Annotated in this window: 15 protein-coding genes; 4 read left to right on the top strand and 11 right to left on the bottom strand. The window is 71.1% G+C overall.

Annotated features, from left to right (window positions below; translation table 11 throughout):
* Window positions 1-592: 592 nt before the first annotated feature.
* Window positions 593-1,288, top strand: coding sequence for a TetR/AcrR family transcriptional regulator (locus tag ACF088_RS15995; RefSeq protein ID WP_392376627.1), 696 nt, complete (start codon window positions 593-595; stop codon window positions 1,286-1,288).
* Window positions 1,289-1,555: 267 nt separating this feature from the next.
* Window positions 1,556-2,848, top strand: coding sequence for a cytochrome P450 (locus ACF088_RS16000; protein ID WP_392376381.1), 1,293 nt, complete (start codon window positions 1,556-1,558; stop codon window positions 2,846-2,848).
* A 92-nt stretch (window positions 2,849-2,940) separates the two neighbouring features.
* Here ACF088_RS16000 and ACF088_RS16005 read toward each other — a convergent pair whose 3' ends face one another.
* Entirely contained in the window at window positions 2,941-3,774 is an 834-nt protein-coding gene (locus ACF088_RS16005) for a class I SAM-dependent methyltransferase (RefSeq protein ID WP_392376382.1), read from the bottom strand.
* A 279-nt stretch (window positions 3,775-4,053) separates the two neighbouring features.
* Here ACF088_RS16005 and ACF088_RS16010 point away from each other — a divergent pair, with 279 nt between their 5' ends.
* A complete protein-coding gene (locus ACF088_RS16010) occupies window positions 4,054-5,883 on the top strand; it encodes a S9 family peptidase (protein ID WP_392376628.1) in 1,830 nt (609 codons plus the stop codon).
* Window positions 5,884-6,566: 683 nt separating this feature from the next.
* On the opposite strand, the gene ACF088_RS16015 is transcribed toward ACF088_RS16010, so the two are convergent.
* Window positions 6,567-7,541 (bottom strand): cation diffusion facilitator family transporter, encoded by a 975-nt coding sequence (locus ACF088_RS16015; protein WP_392376629.1) that lies wholly within the window; start codon window positions 7,539-7,541, stop codon window positions 6,567-6,569.
* Between the two features lie 30 nt (window positions 7,542-7,571).
* Here ACF088_RS16015 and ACF088_RS16020 point away from each other — a divergent pair, with 30 nt between their 5' ends.
* Window positions 7,572-7,751, top strand: coding sequence for a hypothetical protein (locus tag ACF088_RS16020; protein ID WP_392376643.1), 180 nt, complete (start codon window positions 7,572-7,574; stop codon window positions 7,749-7,751).
* A 56-nt stretch (window positions 7,752-7,807) separates the two neighbouring features.
* Here ACF088_RS16020 and ACF088_RS16025 read toward each other — a convergent pair whose 3' ends face one another.
* The 9 genes from ACF088_RS16025 to ACF088_RS16065 all read right to left on the bottom strand — a co-directional run bounded on the left by ACF088_RS16025 (window position 7,808) and on the right by ACF088_RS16065 (window position 19,551).
* Window positions 7,808-8,887, bottom strand: coding sequence for an SURF1 family cytochrome oxidase biogenesis protein (locus ACF088_RS16025; RefSeq protein WP_392376383.1), 1,080 nt, complete (start codon window positions 8,885-8,887; stop codon window positions 7,808-7,810).
* A gap of 70 nt (window positions 8,888-8,957) precedes the next feature.
* Complete coding sequence (locus ACF088_RS16030) at window positions 8,958-10,547, bottom strand: hypothetical protein (protein WP_392376384.1); 1,590 nt, start codon at window positions 10,545-10,547, stop codon at window positions 8,958-8,960.
* Window positions 10,548-10,678: 131 nt separating this feature from the next.
* The gene (locus tag ACF088_RS16035; protein ID WP_392376385.1) at window positions 10,679-11,341 is read right to left on the bottom strand and encodes a SigE family RNA polymerase sigma factor; all 663 of its coding nucleotides are present in this window, start codon (window positions 11,339-11,341) and stop codon (window positions 10,679-10,681) included.
* Window positions 11,342-11,951: 610 nt separating this feature from the next.
* Entirely contained in the window at window positions 11,952-13,070 is a 1,119-nt protein-coding gene (locus ACF088_RS16040) for an aspartate-semialdehyde dehydrogenase (RefSeq protein WP_392376386.1), read from the bottom strand.
* Window positions 13,067-14,338: an aspartate kinase gene (locus ACF088_RS16045; protein WP_030989759.1), complete on the bottom strand. Its 1,272-nt coding sequence runs from the start codon at window positions 14,336-14,338 to the stop codon at window positions 13,067-13,069. The genes ACF088_RS16040 and ACF088_RS16045 overlap by 4 nt, the downstream gene beginning before the upstream one ends.
* A 688-nt stretch (window positions 14,339-15,026) precedes the next feature.
* Complete coding sequence (locus ACF088_RS16050; RefSeq protein ID WP_392376387.1) at window positions 15,027-15,689, bottom strand: DUF5063 domain-containing protein; 663 nt, start codon at window positions 15,687-15,689, stop codon at window positions 15,027-15,029.
* Window positions 15,682-16,281, bottom strand: coding sequence for a recombination mediator RecR (recR, locus tag ACF088_RS16055; protein ID WP_018089931.1), 600 nt, complete (start codon window positions 16,279-16,281; stop codon window positions 15,682-15,684). Before recR ends, ACF088_RS16050 begins: the two co-directional genes overlap by 8 nt.
* 51 nt (window positions 16,282-16,332) lie before the next feature.
* Complete coding sequence (locus tag ACF088_RS16060; RefSeq protein ID WP_392376388.1) at window positions 16,333-16,683, bottom strand: YbaB/EbfC family nucleoid-associated protein; 351 nt, start codon at window positions 16,681-16,683, stop codon at window positions 16,333-16,335.
* Between the two features lie 282 nt (window positions 16,684-16,965).
* Window positions 16,966-19,551, bottom strand: coding sequence for a DNA polymerase III subunit gamma and tau (locus ACF088_RS16065; RefSeq protein ID WP_392376389.1), 2,586 nt, complete (start codon window positions 19,549-19,551; stop codon window positions 16,966-16,968).
* Window positions 19,552-19,569 lie beyond the last annotated feature (18 nt).

Below are 19,569 nucleotides of genomic sequence, written 5' to 3' on the forward strand. Positions count from 1 at the left end.
ACGGGGAGGGGAAACGGCGCGAGGCCCTCGGAGGCCGAGGTCTTGGCCGCTCTGTCCGTCAGGGCCACTCGCCCGGTCGGAACCCGCCCGTCGCCGGCGGCGAACGCCCGCTGGGGAGCGCATCCGACAGCGGCGGCCGGGTTCCGCACAGCCTTTCCCTGCCAGACCGAAGCGTCGGCACATGGCTGAGAAACGGGTATATTTTGCCGTTTTATATTCCGGCTGGCCTCACACATGGTCGGCGAGTGTACTCACCAGTCACCCTCAGCAGTGGAGAACTTCGAACATCTCTCGTCACCTTGACAGGGCCACGCCCCACCGCCCACACTCCCGCATCCCGCGCGCATATGACCAGGTCACAGCCGGTCTCGGGCACACCTCGCGCGGCCCGGCGCACTTCTCCCCACAGCGTCGAGCCACCCCGTTTTGAGAGTGTTCTAACACCTGACGCCGACTCACCCCGGCACACGCACGAAGACCCATCCGGCCAACTCCTGGCCGGAATAGCCCTTATCCCACCGTTCCGACGGATCTAGCGTTGACTCCCTGACCAGATATGAAATCTGGTCAGGGAGTCAGAGGGGGATTGACCGTGGACCGGGTGGAGCGCAGTGAGCGCATCCTCGAGGTGGCCGGAGAGCTGCTGCTCGCCTGGGGCTACGACCGCCTGACGATCGACGAGATCGCCCGGCGCGCCAAGGTCGGCAAGGGCACGGTCTACCTCCATTGGAAGACCAAGGACGCGCTGTTCCTGGCAGTCGTCCTGCGGAGCCAATTCCGCAACCATCATCGTCAGTTGGCGCGCATGCGCGCCGATCCGCTGGAGATCCTGCCGAGCCGGATGCTGCGCGGACTCTTCTGCGACTTCCTGAATGATCCGGTGCTGCGGGCCGTATACACCGACGATGTCGACGTCCTCGGCCGGCTCAACGACACGGCGAAGAAGGAACTCACCGAGCTGATTGCCGAAGGCGACCGGATGCTGTGCCGCCATCTCGAAGTGCTGCGCGGGTACGGCCTGGTGCACGACGACCTAGAGGTGCACCATCAGCAGTACGCCCTGATGGCCATGGCCACCGGCTTCTTCACGGGTGAGGCCCTGCTCGCCGGCCGGGCCCCGGTCGACCCGGAGGTACGCGCCGACATACTCGCCCGAACGGTCCGCGGCGCGCTGGAGACCCCCGGCGGGCAGAAGGCCGCAGCCGCAGCGGCGCCGGAGGTCATCGCGCTCTACGAACAGTTCGGGGAACTCACCCTGCGCGAGATCCGCCGACAGGTACGCGACTGATCCGCCTGCCACGGCGGCGCGGCCGACGCCGACGGCGGCATCGGTCCGTTCCGGGACCCGCCCCCCATGGCCGAGTCCGCCATGACCGGGTCCCCATGCCCGGGTCCCCATGACCGGGCCCCCATGACCGAGTCCCCAAGCCGCGTCCCTCCACCCGCGTCCCGCAACCCCCCGACGAACTCCCGAACGGGCTCCCCACCAAATCCCGGGCCCACCCCCGGACCGACCGACTCCCAGACCGACTCCCAACCCGGAGGAGAACGAAAGATGTCGGCATTACCCACCTCACCGTTCGCTGCGCACGTCGGGAAACACCCGGGCGAGCCGAATGTGATGGACCCGGCGCTGATCACCGACCCGTTCGCCGGCTACGGCGCGCTGCGCGAGCAGGGCCCGGTCGTACGGGGCCGCTTCATGGACGACTCCCCCGTCTGGTTGGTGACCCGGTTCGAGGAGGTCCGCCAAGTCCTGCGCGACCAGCGGTTCGTGAACAACCCGGCCGCGCTGTCACTTGGCCAGGCGGCCGAGGACAACCCGCTGACCCGGCTGATGGACATTCTGGGCCTCCCCGAGCACCTCCGCCCCTACCTGCTCGGATCGATTCTCAATTACGACGCCCCCGATCACACCCGGCTGCGCCGTCTGGTGTCGCGGGCCTTCACGGCCCGCAAGATCACCGACCTGCGGCCGCGGGTCGAGCAGATCGCCGACGCGCTGCTGGACCGGCTGCCCGAGCATGCCGAGGACGGCGTCGTCGATCTCATCCAGCACTTCGCCTACCCGCTGCCGATCACCGTCATCTGCGAACTGGTCGGCATACCCGAAGCGGACCGCCCGCAGTGGCGGAAGTGGGGCGCCGACCTCGTCTCGATGGAGCCGGACCGGCTCGCCGCCTCGTTCCCGCCGATGATCGAGCACATCCATCAGCTGGTCCGGGAGCGGCGCGGCGCGCTCACCGACGATCTGCTCAGCGAGCTGATCCGTACCCATGACGACGACGGCGGCCGGCTCAGCGACGTCGAGATGGTCACCATGATCCTCACGCTCGTCCTCGCCGGTCACGAGACCACCGCCCACCTCATCAGCAACGGCACGGCGGCGCTGCTCACCCACCCCGACCAGCTGCGCCTGCTCCAGGACGACCCGGCCCTGCTCCCCCGCGCCGTCCACGAGCTGATGCGCTGGTGCGGACCGGTGCAGCTGACCCAGCTGCGCTACGCCGGCGCCGATGTCGACCTGGCCGGCACCACGATCCGTCAGGGCGATGCCGTCCAACTCATCCTGGTGTCGGCGAACTTCGACCCCCGCCACTACACCGACCCCGACCGCCTCGACCTGACCCGTCACCCCGCGGGCCACGCAGAGAACCATGTGGGTTTCGGCCATGGGGCGCACTACTGCCTGGGCGCCACACTCGCCAAGCAGGAGGGCGAAGTCGCCTTCGGCAAACTGCTCGCGCACTACCCGAAGGTGTCACTGGGCATCGCACCGGAGCGCCTGGAGCGGACGCCCCTGCCGGGCAACTGGCGGCTGAACTCACTGCCGGTGCGCTTGGGGTGAGCACAGCTCGCGGCAGGCCGCTCGGGCGGCCTGCCGCGGGGCCCGGAGGCTTCAGTGGATACGGCTCGCCTTCACCGCGAGCACGACTGCCTTCAGCGGGTACGGCTCGCCTTCAGGGAGTACATGAGGGGGACGCGGGGGCGGTCGTCGGGGAACCGGTGATAGCCGTCGCCGTCACGCCGCAGTGCGGCGAAGCGCCGGAACATCGTCATGTCGTGTTCGTGCAGGAAGTCGATGCGCAGTCCGGCGCCGGCCAGGGCCGAGACGACATCGCCGAGCGGGTGCTGCCATTCGACGCTGCGGTTGTTGACCGTCGGTGCGCCGAAATCCGTGTACGTACCGGGGGTTTCGGCCACCCATGCATCGCGGTTGAAGTAATCGTGGACGAGGCGCGATCCGGTCTCGTCGTCCAGGGCGTCGCACAGCGGGTGGAATTCGGCGAGGTAGAGGAAGCCGCCGGGAGCGATGAGGGAGGCGGCGGTGTCGGCCCAGCGTTCCAGGTCCGGGAGCCAGTTCAGGGCGCCGATGCCGGTGTAGACGATGTCGTACGCGGTGTCGGGGACGGCTTCGGCGGCGTCATAGACGTCGGCGACGACGAACGCGGCGCGGTCCGGGCCGTAGCCGAGCTCGGCGGCCAGCTCGCGGGCGGTGTCGATGGCGGGTTCGGAGAAGTCCAGGCCGACGACCCGGGCCGCACCGCGATGGGCCCAGGAGAGGGTGTCCTGGCCGAAGTGGCACTGGAGGTGAAGGAGGGACCGCCCGGTGACGTCCCCGACCTCCGCGACCTCGAAATCACGGAGTACGTCGCGCGCCCTGCGGAAGCCGGCCTGGTCGTAAAAATCGCTCACGGTGTGGAGAGCGACACGCTCGTCCCATCTCGCGCGATTGGCCTCACGCCAGTCGTCGGGACCGGTGTTTCTTCGCATACGGCGAAGTTATCCACAGGCTTGTGGCCCTCGCCAACGGATTTCCGGCGCCAGGCGCAGAATGGGCCCATGACTGACGAGACGACCCCAGACCCAGGCCACACCACCGCTCCGAACCCTTCGCACTCTTCACCCGCTTCGACGGCCGATAGCCACCACGCAGCCGTGACGGGGACGGCCTCGGCCGACCCGATAGCGGTGACCGGCGGTGCGACGAAGGACTCGAGTGGCTCGGCCGGCTCGGCGGGCTCGGCGGATACCCGCGGCGCGGATGCCGTGATGCCGGACTGGGAGAAGCGCTTCCGTGCGCCGCGGATCGGGCTGCCCGAGTGGGCCGAGGACGCCCCGGACCGCTCCCTGTTCGTCTCGAACGCCACCGGCACCTTCGAGCTGTACGCCTGGGACCGGGCGACCGGCAGCCGACGGCAGGCCACGGACCGGCCGAACGGCACGACGGACGGGACGCTGTCGCCGGACGGCCGCTGGATCTGGTGGTTCTCGGACACCGACGGGGACGAGTTCGGCGTCTGGATGCGGCAGCCGTTCGCCGGTGGCCCGGATGAGCCGGCCACCCCGGGGCTCGCCGCCTCGTATCCGGGAGGGCTGGCGATCGGCCGGGACGGCACGGCCGTCATCGGGTGTTCCACGGACGAGGAGGGCTCGACGGTCCACGTCGTACGGCCGGGTGAGGCGCCGGTGGAGATCTACCGGCACCGCGAGTCGGCGGGCGTCGGTGATCTCTCGCACGACGGCTCGCTGATCGCCCTTGAGCACACCGAACACGGCGATGCGATGCACTCCGCGATCCGCGTCGTCCGGGCCGACGGGTCCACGGTCGCGGAGCTGGACGACACCAACGGCGGGACCGAGGAACTGGGCCTGTCGGTGATGGGTTTCGCACCGGTGGACGGGGACACCCGGCTGCTGGTGGGGCACCAGCGGCGGGGCCGCTGGGAGCCGATGATCTGGGATCCGCTGACCGGGACGGAGACCACCCTGGAGATAGACCTGCCCGGAGACGTGGGTGCCGACTGGTACCCCGACGGGTCGGCGCTGCTGGTGGAGCACGAGTACCAGGCACGGAGCGAGCTGTGGCGCTACGAGCTGGACCGGCCGGGCGGCACCGGCGCTCCGGCCGGCGCCACGGACGCGGCTGCTGCGCCCGGCCGTCCTCGGCTGACGCGGGTCGAGACCCCGGCCGGCACGGTCTCGGGTGCGACGGCGCGGCCGGACGGAACGGTGGAGTTCCTGTGGTCGTCGGCGGCACAGCCCCCGGAGGTGCGGTCGACGAGCGGCGAGGTCGTGCTGGACCCGCCCGGTATGAAGGCGCCCGGATCGGTGCCCGTGCGGGACGTATGGGTGGAGGGCCCAGGCGGCCGGATCCATGCGCTGGTGCAACAGCCGGTGGGTGAGGGCCCCTTCCCGACGGTCTTCGACATACACGGCGGCCCGACCTGGCACGACAGCGATGCCTTCGCCTCGTCACCCGCGGCCTGGGTGGACCACGGCTTCGCGGTCGTACGCGTCAATTACCGCGGCTCTACCGGCTACGGCCGCGCCTGGACCGATGCGCTCAAGCACCGTGTCGGGCTGATCGAGCTGGAGGACATCGACGCGGTGCGCGAGTGGGCGGTCTCGTCCGGGTTGGCGGACCCGGAGCGGCTGGTGCTGGCGGGCGGCTCATGGGGCGGCTATCTGACGCTGCTGGGGCTCGGTACGCAGCCGGAGGCCTGGGCGGTGGGCCTGGCAGCGGTCCCGGTCGCGGACTACGTCACGGCGTACAACGACGAGATGGAAGCCCTCAAGGCGATGGACCGGACCCTGCTGGGCGGCACCCCCGAGGAGGTCCCGGAGCGCTTCGAGGCGTCGTCGCCACTGACCTATGTGGATGCGGTGCGGGCACCGGTCTACATCTCCGCGGGAGTCAACGACCCACGCTGCCCGATCCAGCAGGTGGAGAACTACGTCCAGCGGCTGGAGGGCCGCGGCCATCCGCACGAGGTCTACCGCTACGACGCCGGGCACGGCTCCCTGGTCGTGGAGGAGCGCATCAAGCAGGTCCGCCTGGAGCTCGACTTCGCCCAGCGGTATGTGATCGAGAAGAGCTAGAGACCGGAGAGGAGCGAGAAGCGCCGGGGCGTCCGTCGGGGGCGCTCCCGGGCTCGGGCGGGGCGTCCCGCGGGTGCGCTCCCGGGCTCGGACGGGGCGGGGTGACCCGCGGGAGCGCCCCCGGGCTCGGACGGGGCGGGGTGACCCCAGACAAGGACGTGTCCGTGGCCGGGTGACCCGCGGCGGAAGCACGACGGCTGGCTCCACGGCCCGAGGCGCCCCGCGTCGGACGCGGCCACGTGCCGGGTGGGGGTGTTCCCCGTGGGGGCGTCGCCGTGGGGGCGTCGCCGTGGGGGCGTCGCCGTGGGCGCGTCGCCGTGGGCGCGTCGCCGTGGGCGCGTCGCCGTGGGCGCGTCGCCGTGGGCGCGTCGCCGTGGGCGCGTCGCCGTGGGGACGTCGCCGTGGGGACGTCGCCGTGGGCGCGTCGCCGTGGGCGCGTCGCCGTGGGCGCGTCGCCGTGGGCGCGTCGCCGTGGGGACGTCGCCGTGGGGACGTCGCCCTGAGGGGCACTGCCCTGGGGGGCACCACCCTGAGGGGCACCGCCCGTAGGGGGCGCGCCCACGTGGCAGCCGCTGCCCGTTCGAGGCGCTGCCGGGTGGCAGCCGCCGCCGAGGCCCGGAGGTGGGTGGTGGGAGGGGTGGGGAGGGGCGGGGGCGGGGGCGGGGCGGGGGGGCGGAGCCCGGTCAAGCAGTGGCGTGATGCGCCAGCGCCGCATGGGGATCGGTGCCCTCGCTGGTGTGATCGGTGTGCACGGTCGCTGCGGTGAGCCGGGGGACGGCATGGATCAGGGCGTGTTCTGCGGCGACGGCGAGTGCATGGGCCTGCACCACGGTGATCCGGGAGTCGACGACGATATCGGCCTCGGCCCGCAGGGTATGGCCGATCCAGCGCATACGGACCTGGCCGACGCCGCGGACGCCGTCCACCGTGCGCAGTGCCGTCTCGGCGGCGTCGATGAGTTCGGGGTCGACGCAGTCCATCAGCCTCCGGTAGACCTCCCTGGCGGCGTCGCGCAGCACCATGAGGATGGCGGCGGTGATCAGCAGGCCGATGAGCGGGTCGGCCGCCCGCCAGCCAACGGCTGCGCCGCCCGCGCCGAAGAGGACGGCGAGGGAGGTGAAGCCGTCGGTACGGGCGTGCAGGCCGTCGGCCACGAGCGCGGCCGACCCGATCTTCCGCCCGGTGCGGATGCGGTAGCGGGCCACCCATTCATTGCCGATGAACCCGACTACGGCGGCCGCTGCCACCGCCCACAGGTGCGTGATGTCGCGGGGGTTCAGCAGACGGTCCACGGCCTCGTAGGCGGCCAGCGCCGAGGAGACGGCAATCGTCAGCACGATGGCGATACCCGCAAGGTCCTCGGCCCGGCCGTAGCCGTAGGTGTAGCGGCGGTTCGCGGCCCGGCGCCCGAGGACAAAGGCGATGCCCAGCGGAACGGCGGTCAGAGCGTCGGCAGCGTTGTGGATGGTGTCGCCGAGCAGTGCCACCGACCCCGACAGCACAACGACCACCAGCTGGATCGCGCTGGTCAGGCCCAGGATGCCGAGCGAGAGCCACAGAGTGCGCAGGCCCTCACGGGAGGTCTCCATGGCGGTGTCGATCTTGTCCATGGCGGCATGGCTGTGCGGGGTGACGAGGTGCACGATCCGGTGCCGGATCCGTGACCAACGGCCGGAACCGTGGTGATCATGGCGATCAGGGTGGTCACGGCGGTCGGAATGGTCGTGATCGGAGGGATGGGGATGGTGGGCCTGGGCGTGATGGGGGCGATGGGGATGATGGGGCTGATCATGGCCGTGCCGGTGGGTGCTCTTGCCTGCCATATCGCCTACCGTGGCACGCCGACCCGATTGCGGCTACTGCCGTGATACGGCCTCTGACCAGGTGCAACATGCTTGCAGTAGCGGGGATCCGGCGGCTGGCTTCAGGCCCGCTGGGCCTGGGCCGCCTCGCCCTGGTCGGCGCCCTGCCCGGCGCCCCGCTCCTCGCCCTGGTCGGCGCCCCGCTCCTCGCCCTGCCCGGCGCCCGGCTCCTCGCCCTGAGCCGCGCCCCCGCCCTCCTCCAGATCTCCCTCCGGCACCGGCTTTCCCTCCGGCACCGAGTCCCCCTCCAACGCCGAGTCCTCCACCATCACCGGGTCCCCCATCGGCACCGGGTCCCCCATCGGCACCGGGTCCCCCGTCGGCACCGGGTCCCCCGTCGGCTCCGGAGCTCCCTCCGGCACGATGCCCAGGGCCGCGTCCTCCGCGGCTTCGGCGTCACGACGGAAGAGCCGGAACCACATGAAGACGACGAAGCCGGCGAAGACGAACCACTCGCCGGTGTAGCCGAGGTTCTGGAAGGCCTTGAGGTCCAGGCCGCTGCCCTCGGCGGCGGCCGGGGGGACGGCGCGCAGCGGCGCCTGGGCGTCGGTGAGCGTGATCCAGGCGTCGTAGACCTCGTACGGCACGATGTTGACCAGCGATGCCGCGCTGATCATGCCGAGCTGTCCCTGCGGCAGCCCGCCGCCGGCCTGGACGCCGTCGGTGCCCTGGTTCTCGGAGGCCTGCAGCGCGCCGGTGACCGTGACCTCGCCCTTGGGCGGCGCGGGCACCTTCGCCGTGTCGGCCTTCGAACCGGCGTCGCCGGGCAGCCAGCCCCGTACGACCGGCAGCGCCTTGCCGCCGTCCGTGCGCAGCAGATCGAGGACGTAGAAGCCCTGCTGTCGGCCGTGCTTGTCCTTCAAGGTGCGGCCCGGTACGAGCAGTTGATGCCCGGCGTCGTAGTGCCCGCGGGCGCTGGCCTGCCGTCCGGAGGTGACCGTGTCGACGGGCAGCAGACCGGCCAGCGGACGGGCCGCCGCGGCCTTGGCCCGGGCGGAGCGGTCCTCCTGCTGCTGATGGGTGTTGACGCGGTCCTCGAAGCGGCTCAGCTGCCAGCTGCCCATGAAAATGCACAGCGGAATCGCCAGTACGGCGAACACGTTGATTCCCCACCACCGCGGGGTCAGTAGGAACCGGTACACACCACCACGGTACGGGGCCCGCGCGGAGGGGTCGCACCGCCCCCTCCGGCCATGCCCCGGCCGTCGCCCCCTACGGGGCCGCCAGCGCCTCGGTGCGGTACACCGTTCCGGCACAGGCGTCCGTGACCTTGGCGTCAGCCGCGGAGGGTTCGCCGGCCTCCGGCGTATGCGTGAGAACGATTTCACCGGACGCACTGCCGCCGCCGGATCCCTCGCCACCGCCCGCCTGGCCGCCACCGCCACCGCCACCGCTACCGCCACCGCTGTCGCCGGTTGCCGTGGCCCCGGCATCCGGGGACCGCCCCGGCTCCTTGGAGGGGGCAGGGGTGGGCGAGGGACCGGGATTGACGCATCCGGTGGTGCCGCCGCCGGACTGCGGGATCCAGGCGAACTTGACCTCGTACGCCTCCCCCGGCTTGAGGACCAGCTGGTCAGGGGTGGTGGCCGGGTCGGGAAGGCCGGTGGCCTCATCACCCGAGGTGTGGTCGACGACATGGATGCGGTCGGGGTTCGTGGAGCCGTGTGCGACCAGACCGACGGTGCCGCCGCCCTCTACGGAGCACGCGGCGCCGGAGGTGTTCACCACCCGGAACGTGCCGTAGATGCGGCCCGTGGAGTCCGCCGGCCCGACCGTGCTGCTGCCGTTGCCGAGCTGGTCGCGCCCGCAGACCGGCGAGGTGACGTCCATGGTCTCGTCCGGGCCGGGGGTGCCGGCGCCTGCGCCGGGGCCCGCGCCGTTCTTCCCCCTGGCCTTGCCCGGGCCCTGCGGCTCGCCGCCGCCGGGCGTCTCGCCGCCCCTCCGGGTCGGCCGCGGGCCGGCCTGCTCGGTGCCCTCGCCGTGTGTGCCGCCGGTACCGCCCTGGGCCTGTTGGTTGCTCGCCGCGTTGGCGGCCCGTTCGTCGGAGCCGTCGGCGAGGTTCACCACGTGGACCATGGCGGGGATGGACGTACCGCCGAGGAGCAGCGCGGCGGCCGCGCCCAGGACGACATGCCGACGGCGCTGACGGCGGGCGGGCACCGCGCGGCGCAGCTGTTCCAGCGCGTCCGGCGCGGGTTCGAGGCCGCCTACGCGGGACTGCAGCAGCCGCCTCAGGTCGTCCTCGCCGCCGAAGCCGCCGGTGGGGTGGCTGCGTCCGTGGCCGTGGCCGTCGCCCGTGCCGCCGCCGAAGGCGGTGCCGGCGTGCTCCTCGCTGTCGCTGCCGTACGCATGGCTGTCGGACACCTCACCGGCATCCGCTCCGCCCCGGGCGCCGAGCGGCACTCCCGCCGTGCCCGCGGGTGCTGCTCCCTCGGCGTGGGCCGCTGCATCGTCCGTACTTGCGCCTGCATCGTCCGTACGTGCCACGGCATCGTCCGTACGTGCCCCTACGTCGTCCGTACCGGCAGGTGCCTGCTCGACGTGGACCGCGGCATCGTCCGTACGGGCAGCTGCCTGCTCCGCGACACCAGCGGCAGCCCCCTGCTCCCCGACACCGCCGGCAAATGCCTGCTCCCCGGCACCGATGTCCTCGCCGCTGCCGGGATTTTGGCCGGATTTCGCGCCCTGCCAGATCGTGTCGCCCCGTCGGCGGCCCGCACCCGCTTCGTCGCCCGGGTGACCCGCACCCCGTTCGCCTCCAGGGTGGCCCTGCGCCTCGCGCGCCGCGTACAGCTCACGCACCGGGTCGAGTGGTCGTCGGCTCGACGCAACCGGGTCGAGCGGTCGGCTCGACGTGGCCGGGTACCCCGAGTGGGTCGCGCCGGACGGGCCACACGAGTCCAACGGGTCGTACCGGCCACGCGTTGTGCCACTCATGCCGGAGCCTCCATCGCGACGCGGAGCGCCGCGATGCCCCGCGACCCGTAGGCCTTGACGGAACCGAGCGATATGCCCAGCGTCTGGGCCACCTGCGCCTCGGTCATATCGGCGAAGTAGCGCAGCACCAGCACCTCGCGCTGCCGGCGCTGCAGACCGCGCATCGCCTGGATCAACTGGTCCCGCTCCAGCAGGTCGTAGGCGCCCTCCTCGGCGCTCGCCATGTCGGGCATCGGTTTGGAGAGCAGCTTGAGCCCGAGGATGCGGCGGCGCAGCGCGGAGCGCGAGAGGTTGACGACCGTCTGCCGGAGATAGGCGAGGGTCTTCTCGGGTTCCCGCACCCGTCCACGCGCGGAGTGCACGCGGATAAAGGCTTCCTGGACGACGTCCTCGCAGGAGGCGGTGTCATCGAGGAGCAGCGCGGCGAGACCGAGCAGGGAGCGGTAGTGCGCGCGGTAGGTCTCGGTGAGGTGGTCGACTGTGGTGCCCGCTGCCATCGCGTCGTCAGTGTCCCCACGCTGAGGAGGAAGCTGCGCGGGGCGCGTGGTGGGCCAGGGAGCGATCACTGGCATGCCCCCGGACGCAAGGGGCCGCGGCGGGCGCACTGTTGCGCCTGCTGCCCCCGCCGGAGCGATGGTGAATCCGAGTACCTCTGCCACGCCTGTTGGACACGCTTCCCCCTATAAGGGTTGTACGCGCAAGGCACCGCTTTTGACGATGCATCAAATGCCCTCATGCGTACCAGCTCTTCCTGAATGTCCCGATTACCCGACGCGAATTCCCCGATACCGGGGCCTCACTCTGCGACCCGCGGACATCCCGGACCACCCCTGCGGGCGGCCACAAAGACGCTCCCCGCCCAACTGCCGGTTGCAGTCTGGCGGGGAGCGAATGGTCGAACAGATCGTCAGCGCAGATCAAGAGGTTCGGACCAGTAATTCGCTCACAGAATCTTCACACGCTCCACAAAGTATCTCCCAGGCGATAGGCGCACGACGGCCGATCCCGCCAAGTCGGCCCCACACCACGACCGGAGCCCGCACCAGCATCCCACCGGAACCCGCACGGCCACCCCACCGGAACCCTTACCGGATCCCGCACGGTTGCCCCACCGGAACCCGCACCGGCATCCCCGGGAACCCGCACGGCCACCCCGCCGGACCTCTACAGGAGCCCGGACCTACAAAGCCCATGCCCACGGACCGGACCTACAGCCGCTGGGCTTACAACCGCCGGACCTACAACCGCCGGACGTACGGGCACCCGCCCCTACCCCCGCCGAAGCTCCCCCGCCACCAGCTCCCCCACCTGCGCCGTGTTCAAGGCAGCCCCCTTGCGCAGATTGTCCCCGCACACGAACAGCTCCAGCGCCTGCGGATCGTCCAGCGAGCGCCGCACCCGTCCGACCCAGGTCGGATCCGTACCGACGACATCGGCAGGGGTCGGGTACTCGTCCTCGGCCGGGTCGTCGCTGAGGACAACCCCGGGAGCCGCGGCCAGGATCTCGTGCGCACCGGCGACCGAGACCTCGTTCTCGAACCGGGCGTGCACGGTCAGGGAGTGGGTGGTGATCACCGGCACCCGCACACAGGTCGCGGTGACCGGAAGATCCGGCAGCCCCAGGATCTTGCGGGACTCGTTACGGATCTTGAGTTCCTCGGAGGACCAGCCGTCCTCCTGGAGCGTGCCGGCCCAGGGCACGACATTGAGGGCGATCGGCGCCGGAAACGGGCCCAGCGTGTCCCCGACGGCCCGGCGCACATCGCCGGGCGCGGTGCCCAGCTCCGTACCGGACACCGCGGACAGCTGGGCGCGCAAGGTGTCGACGCCGGCCTTGCCCGTCCCGGAAACGGCTTGGTACGAGGAGACGATCAGCTCGCTCAACCCGTACTCGGCATGTAGCGCCCCCAGCGCGACGATCATCGAGAGCGTCGTGCAGTTCGGGTTGGCGATGATGCCGCGCGGACGCACCCGCGCCGTGTGTGCATTGACCTCGGGCACGACCAGCGGTACGTCCGGGTCCATCCGGAACGCGGCGGAGTTGTCCACGACCACCGCGCCCTTGGACACCGCGACCGGTGCCCACTGCGCGGAGACCTCGTCGGGGACGTCGAACATCGCGATATCGATGCCGTCGAAGGCTTCCTCGCTCAGCGCGACGACCTCGACCTGTTCGCCCCGCACGGTCAGCTTGCGGCCGGCCGAGCGGGGAGAGGCGATCAGCCGGATCTCGCCCCAGATGTCGGCCCGCTCGGACAGGATGCCGAGCAGGACCGAGCCGACGGCGCCGGTGGCGCCGACGACGGCGAGATGCGGCTTGGCGGCCGTACGGGCGTCCGCCCACGCCGTATCAGCGAGGGACGGACGGCCCGCCTCGGCCGGAATCATCGGCCGGTGCCGCCATAGACCACGGCCTCGTCGCTGTCGGTGTCGAGACCGAAGGCGGTGTGCACGGCCCGGACGGCCTCGTTGACGTCATCGGCACGGGTGACGACCGAGATGCGGATCTCAGAGGTCGAGATGAGCTCGATGTTCACGCCCGCGTTCGACAGCGCCTCGAAGAACGTCGCCGTGACGCCCGGGTTGGTCTTCATCCCCGCGCCGACCAGCGAGATCTTGGCGATCTGGTCGTCGTAGCGCAGCGAGTCGAAGCCCACCGCCGCACGGGTCTTCTCCAGGGCCGCGACGGCCTTGCGGCCCTCCGCCTTGGGCAGCGTGAAGGAGATGTCGGTCAGACCGGTCGACGCGGCGGAGACGTTCTGCACCACCATGTCGATGTTGACCTCGGAATCCGCGATCGCACGGAAGATGCGCGCGGCCTCGCCCGGCTTGTCCGGGACTCCGACGACCGTGACCTTCGCCTCGGAGGTGTCATGTGCGACGCCCGAGATGATTGCCTGCTCCATCGGCTGGTCCCCTTGCGGTTCGTTGCTGACCCATGTGCCCTTGAGCCCCGAGAACGAGGAGCGGACGTGGATCGGGATGTTGTAACGGCGTGCGTACTCGACGCAACGGTGCAGCAGCACCTTGGATCCGGAGCTGGCCAGCTCCAGCATGTCCTCGAAGGAGATCCAGTCGATCTTCCGGGCCTTCTTCACGACCCGGGGGTCGGCGGTGAAGACACCGTCCACATCGGTGTAGATCTCACAGACATCGGCGTCCAGGGCGGCCGCCAGCGCGACGGCGGTCGTGTCCGACCCACCGCGCCCCAGCGTCGTGATGTCCTTCTTGTCCTGGGACACACCCTGGAACCCGGCGACGATGGCGATATTGCCCTCGTCGACGGAGGTCTTGATGCGGCCCGGCGTGACGTCGATGATCCGTGCCTTGTTGTGCACGGAATCGGTGATGACGCCCGCCTGGCTGCCCGTGAAGGACTGCGCCTCATGGCCGAGGTTTTTGATCGCCATGGCCAGCAGGGCCATGGAGATCCGCTCTCCGGCGGTCAGCAGCATGTCGAACTCGCGCCCCGACGGAATCGGGGACACTTCCTGCGCGAGATCGATCAGCTCGTCCGTCGTGTCGCCCATCGCCGAAACCACCACGACAACCTGGTTGCCGTTCTTCTTGGCTTCGACGACTCGCTTGGCAACGCGCTTGATGCCCTCGGCATCCGCAACGGATGAGCCGCCGTACTTCTGCACGACAAGGCCCACGTGCGCTCCTCGCAACTGTCTCTTCGGGAGTTTCCTCCCGGACCCCCGGAAATGGGGGTACTGCGGTCGGCTCAGTCTAACGAGCAAGCGGAATCCGCCCTGCTGATACCGCATCGTGAGACATGAGACTCACTGGTTGATCACGGATATTCACCGTGATCACCTGTCCCGTGAGTTCCACGTCCCGAGGCGGCTCCACAAAGCGCACCGTCGCGCCCGCTCGGCGAGCACATGCCCGCTTCTGGGCAGTACACACGAAAACGTAACCCAGGTCACAGGGTCCGGGCGCGGCGAAGAGGCCCACGGGGCGGACGGCCCGGGCGCATCACGGGCTCCGGAGGGATACGGCGCGCGTCGAGCGCGCCACGGCGGTGGAGCGCCCGCACACAGCCAGGCGCTCCGGCAGTGCTCACCGGGGCGGGACCGCGCCGGTCGCGCACACCGCAGTGGACGGCGCAGCGGCAGCGGACGGCGCAATGGCAGTCGACAGCGCAACGGCAGCGGGCGGAAAACGGCGGTGGCCGACGCAGCGGCAGTCGACAGCGCAACGGCAGCGGCCGGAAAACGGCGGTGGGCAGCGCAGCGGCAGTAGACGGCACAGAGGCAGTGCACGGCCCAGCGGCAGTGGCGAAAGCGGCAGTGGGCGGCGCAGCGGCCCGTCAGGTGCCCGGTGTGACCGTCCCGCGGCTCACACCCTCCGCAGCCCCAGCGGCCCGGCGATCTCCGCCACCATGACCTTTCCGGCCTCCTCGGCGAGCCGCTCCTCGTCGCCGGTGACGTCACTGTCGGTGTCCAGACCGTCCAGCTCGACCAGCGGCTGGTCGAGGCGTACGTGGGCGACCAGCGACTGCAGCGCGCGCAGAGCGGCCGAGGCGGTCGGGCCCCAGTTGGACAGGTAGGAGAACTGCCACCACCACAGAGCCTCACTGACCCGGCCCGCCCGGTAGTGCGCCAGGCCGTGCCGCAGATCGGTGATGATGTCGGCCAGGTCGTCGGAGATCCGGCTGGCCACCGGCTCGCTGCGCGGCACATACGGGTCGAAGACCTCGGAGTAGACGTCCACCGGGTCGAGCAGGACCGCAAAGCGCTCGCGCAGCTCGTCGACGTCCGGCTCCGGACCGGTGTCCGGCTCGTACCGTTCGTCGGGAACGAAGTCCTCGTGGGCGCCCAGACGGCCGCCGGTGAGCAGCAGCTGGGAGATCTCCAGCAGCAGGAAGGGCACCGCACTGTCCGGTTCGTCGCCCTTGGCGACCTCCGTCACCGCGACGATGAAACTCTCGACCGAGTCGGAGATCGATACGGCGAAATCATCCGGGTCCTGTGTCGCGTTGTGCAGCGTGGCATCAGACATCGAGAAGTCTCCTCCCTTCGAAGGCCCGCCCCAGCGTGACCTCGTCCGCGTACTCCAGATCGCCTCCGACCGGCAGACCGCTCGCCAGCCGCGTCACTCTCAGGCCCATGGGTTTGATCATGCGGGCCAGATACGTGGCCGTGGCCTCGCCCTCGAGATTCGGGTCGGTGGCCAAAATCAGCTCGGTGACGGTGCCGTCCGCGAGCCTGGCCAGCAGTTCCCTGATCCGCAGGTCGTCGGGGCCCACGCCCTCGATCGGGCTGATCGCCCCGCCGAGGACGTGGTAGCGACCGCGGAACTCACGCGTCCGCTCGATCGCCACGACATCCTTGGGCTCCTCGACGACGCAGATGACCGCCGGATCACGCCTCGGGTCGAGGCAGACCCGGCACTGCTCCTCCTGCGCCACATTGCCGCAGGTGCCGCAGAACCGGACCTTCGCCTTGACCTCCATCAGCGCGTTCGCGAGCCGGCGGACATCGGTGGGCTCGGCCTGAAGAATGTGGAAGGCGATCCGCTGCGCGCTCTTGGGACCGACGCCGGGCAGCCTGCCCAACTCGTCGATCAGGTCCTGGACCACGCCTTCATACACGGAACGTCTTCTTTCTCTTCTGCCGTGATGCGTACGCTAGTTGGCTACTCCTCAGAAGGGGAGACCCGGGATTCCGCCACCGCCCAGCCCCTGGGCGAGCGGGCCGAGCTTTTGCTGCTGCAGCTGCTGGGCACTGGCGTTGGCGTCGCGGACCGCCGCCAGCACGAGGTCGGCGATCGTCTCGGCCGTCTCCTCGGCGGAGTCGGTGTCGATCGCCTTGGGGTCGACGACCAGGCCCGTGAGTTCACCGGAGCCGGTCACCGTGGCCTTGACCAGGCCGCCGCCCGCGGAGCCCTCGACGGGTGTCTCCGCGAGCTCCTGCTGGGCGGCCGCGAGGTCCTGCTGCATCTTCTGGGCCTGCTGAAGCAGCTGCTGCATATTGGGCTGACCACCGGGGATCACGACGTGACTCCTGCCATACGACAACGTTTGTGCGGTAGCCCGAGCCTACGTGTTTCACGGGCCCCGCGCCCTACGCCGTAGGAAGGAGCACGGGTGTACGCCTGGTGTACGCCCGCTTACCCGTTCTCCGGCCCCGAGCCCCGGACTTGCCCGCCCGCGCTGCCTACGCGCCGCTGATACGCCGGCTACTCATCGTGGAGGTCGTCTCCTCACCGTTGAAGTCGCCTGCTCCTCAGTCGTTCTTCTCCTTAGTTGTTCTTCTACATCTACATCGTTGTTCTTCTACTCGTTGTTGAACTCTTCCACCACGGTCGCGCCGAGTTCGCGCACGATCAGGTCGTGGCCGCTGAGCGCGGAGTCGACGAGGTCGGGATCGTCCTCGGCCGGCATGTCGTACTCGATCGACGTCGGCGGGGGCTCCGGCGGCGGGTACGAAGCCTCCGCCCCGGACGCCGACTGCCCACCCCCCGCGGACGCCGACGGGGAGACGGCCTCCCGCGCCATCCGCGCGCCCTGGCTGCCGCCGGCGCTGCCGCTGCCACCGCCTGCTGTGCCGCCGCCCTGGCCGTACTGTCCCCCGGACGACGGGGGCGCCGACGGGCCGCTCTGCTGGGGCGGGGACTGCGGCCCGCCCTGCTGCGGCGCGGCGGGCGCCCCGCCGCCGAAGCCACCGCCCCCTCCGCCGCCGAAGCCGCCACCGCCGCTACGGGGAGCACCGCCGGCCGGCGGATTGGCACCGCCCGACGGGTCGACGATCGCCTCGACCCGCCACTGCACCTGGAACCGCTCGGCCAGCACATCCTTGAGGACGTCCTCGCTTCCGCCGTTGGCGAAGCTGTCGCGGGCACCGGCATTGGGGAAGCCGATCTGGAGCGTCGTGCCGTCGAAACCGGAGACCTGGGCGTTCTGGCTCAGCAGGATCCACGTGAAACGCCGGCGGTCCTTCACCGCCTCCAGGATGTCCGGCCACATCTGCCGCACCTGAGCGGCACCCTGCGCCGCCCCCGGGGCCGCCCCGGCCTGCGGCTGCTGGGATACGGGCGCAGGCGGACCGGCCGCCGGCTCGGGCGAAGGCGCCGGGGCGGGCGCCCCGCCCTGCGGCGCCTGGCCACCCTGCCCCGGCGACACGGCCGTGGGCCACCCACCGGGCTGCCGCCCGCCGCCGGGGCCATTGCCGCCCCCCATGCCTCCGCCGCCGCCATTGGCTCCGCCGCCGTTGCCCCGGCCCGTGCTTCCGGGCCAGGCTCCGGGCCGCGCGGCCGCGCCTTCACCGCCACCGCCCTGCGCCTCGGCCTGCGCAGCGGACGCGGGGCCGGCCTGCGGCGCCGCCGCGCCACCGCCGTCGCCCCGCTGCTGCTCTCCGCCGGGCGCCGCCGCGCCGGCCGTCGGTGCCCCCGGAGCGGGAGCCGCCGGGGCAGCCGGAGCCGGCGCGGACGGAGCCTGAGCAGGGGGAGCCCCCGCACCGCCCGCCGTACCGCCGCCGCCCGCACCACCGCTCACCGCGCCCCGCACCGCGGCACGCGCAGCAGCCGGCCCGGACGGCCCGGAGGATCCGGCCGCCGGCATCGCCGGATGAGCCTCCGGCCCCGGTACATATCCGGCCGCGGGCCCGCCACCGGACGCCACGACAGCCGCCGGCCCGGCCCCGAGGTCTCCCCCGGAACCCGCACCGCCGCTCGCGCCACCGGCCCCGCCCAGCAGCGCCGCACCGGCGCCACGCTCCAGACGGTCGAGCCGCGCTTGAACCGACCGCTCGTCGTCGTACGCCGCGGGCAGCAGCACCCGCGCACAGATCAGCTCCAGCTGCAGCCGCGGCGAGGTCGCCCCGCGCATCTCCGTCAGACCCGAATTGACCAGGTCGGCGGCCCGGCTCAGCTCGGCCGCCCCGAAGACGGAGGCCTGCGCCGTCATCCGCTCCACCACATCCGCGGGGGCGTCGATCAGCCCCTTCTCCCCCGCGTCCGGCACGGCCGCCAGGATCACCAGGTCCCGCAGCCGCTCCAGCAGGTCCGCGACGAAACGCCGCGGGTCGTTGCCGCCCTCGATGACCCGGTCCACGACCTCGAAGGCCGCGGCGCCGTCCCCCGCGGCGAACGCCTCCACGATCGAATCCAGCAGCGAGCCGTCGGTGTATCCCAGCAATGCCGTCGCCATGGCATACGTCACACCGTCCGCACCGGCGCCGGCGAGCAGCTGGTCCATCACGGACATCGAGTCACGCACCGACCCGGCCCCGGCGCGCACCACCAGCGGCAGCACCCCGTCCTCGACCGGGCTGTCCTCCCGCCCGCACACCTCGGCCAGGTACTCCCGCAGGGTCCCCGGCGGCACCAGCCGGAACGGGTAGTGATGTGTACGCGAGCGGATCGTCCCGATGACCTTCTCGGGCTCGGTCGTCGCGAAGATGAACTTCAGATGCTCCGGCGGCTCCTCGACGACCTTCAGCAGGGCGTTGAAGCCCGCCGAGGTCACCATGTGCGCCTCATCGATGATGTAGATCTTGTACCGGCTGCCGGCCGGCCCGAAGAACGCCTTCTCGCGCAGCTCACGGGCGTCGTCCACGCCACCGTGCGATGCCGCGTCGATCTCGATCACATCGATCGAGCCCCGGCCGTTCCTGGCCAGGTCCAGACAGGACTGGCACGTCCCGCAGGGCGTGGGGGTGGGACCTTCCTCACAGTTGAGGCAGCGCGCCAGGATCCGCGCGCTGGTCGTCTTGCCACAGCCTCGCGGCCCACTGAACAAATAGGCGTGATTGACCCGGTTGTTCCGCAGTGCCTGCTGCAGCGGATCGGTCACGTGCTCTTGCCCGATGACCTCGGCGAAGGTCTCGGGGCGGTAGCGGCGGTACAGCGCAAGGGACGACACGCATACGACGATATCGGG

The organism is Streptomyces sp. NPDC015125 (genome assembly GCF_043080045.1).
Classification (GTDB): Bacteria; Actinomycetota; Actinomycetes; order Streptomycetales; family Streptomycetaceae; genus Streptomyces.

Excerpts from the sequence above, each read along its gene's own strand:
- ACF088_RS16020 (WP_392376643.1), top strand. The coding sequence starts at position 7,572 with ATGGCGATCAGGGTGGTCACGGCGGTCGGAATGGTCGTGATCGGAGGG.
- ACF088_RS16010 (WP_392376628.1), top strand. The coding sequence starts at position 4,054 with ATGCCGGACTGGGAGAAGCGCTTCCGTGCGCCGCGGATCGGGCTGCCC.
- ACF088_RS16050 (WP_392376387.1), bottom strand. The coding sequence starts at position 15,689 with ATGTCTGATGCCACGCTGCACAACGCGACACAGGACCCGGATGATTTC.
- ACF088_RS16005 (WP_392376382.1), bottom strand. The coding sequence starts at position 3,774 with ATGCGAAGAAACACCGGTCCCGACGACTGGCGTGAGGCCAATCGCGCG.
- ACF088_RS16000 (WP_392376381.1), top strand. The coding sequence starts at position 1,556 with ATGTCGGCATTACCCACCTCACCGTTCGCTGCGCACGTCGGGAAACAC.
- ACF088_RS16040 (WP_392376386.1), bottom strand. The coding sequence starts at position 13,070 with ATGATTCCGGCCGAGGCGGGCCGTCCGTCCCTCGCTGATACGGCGTGG.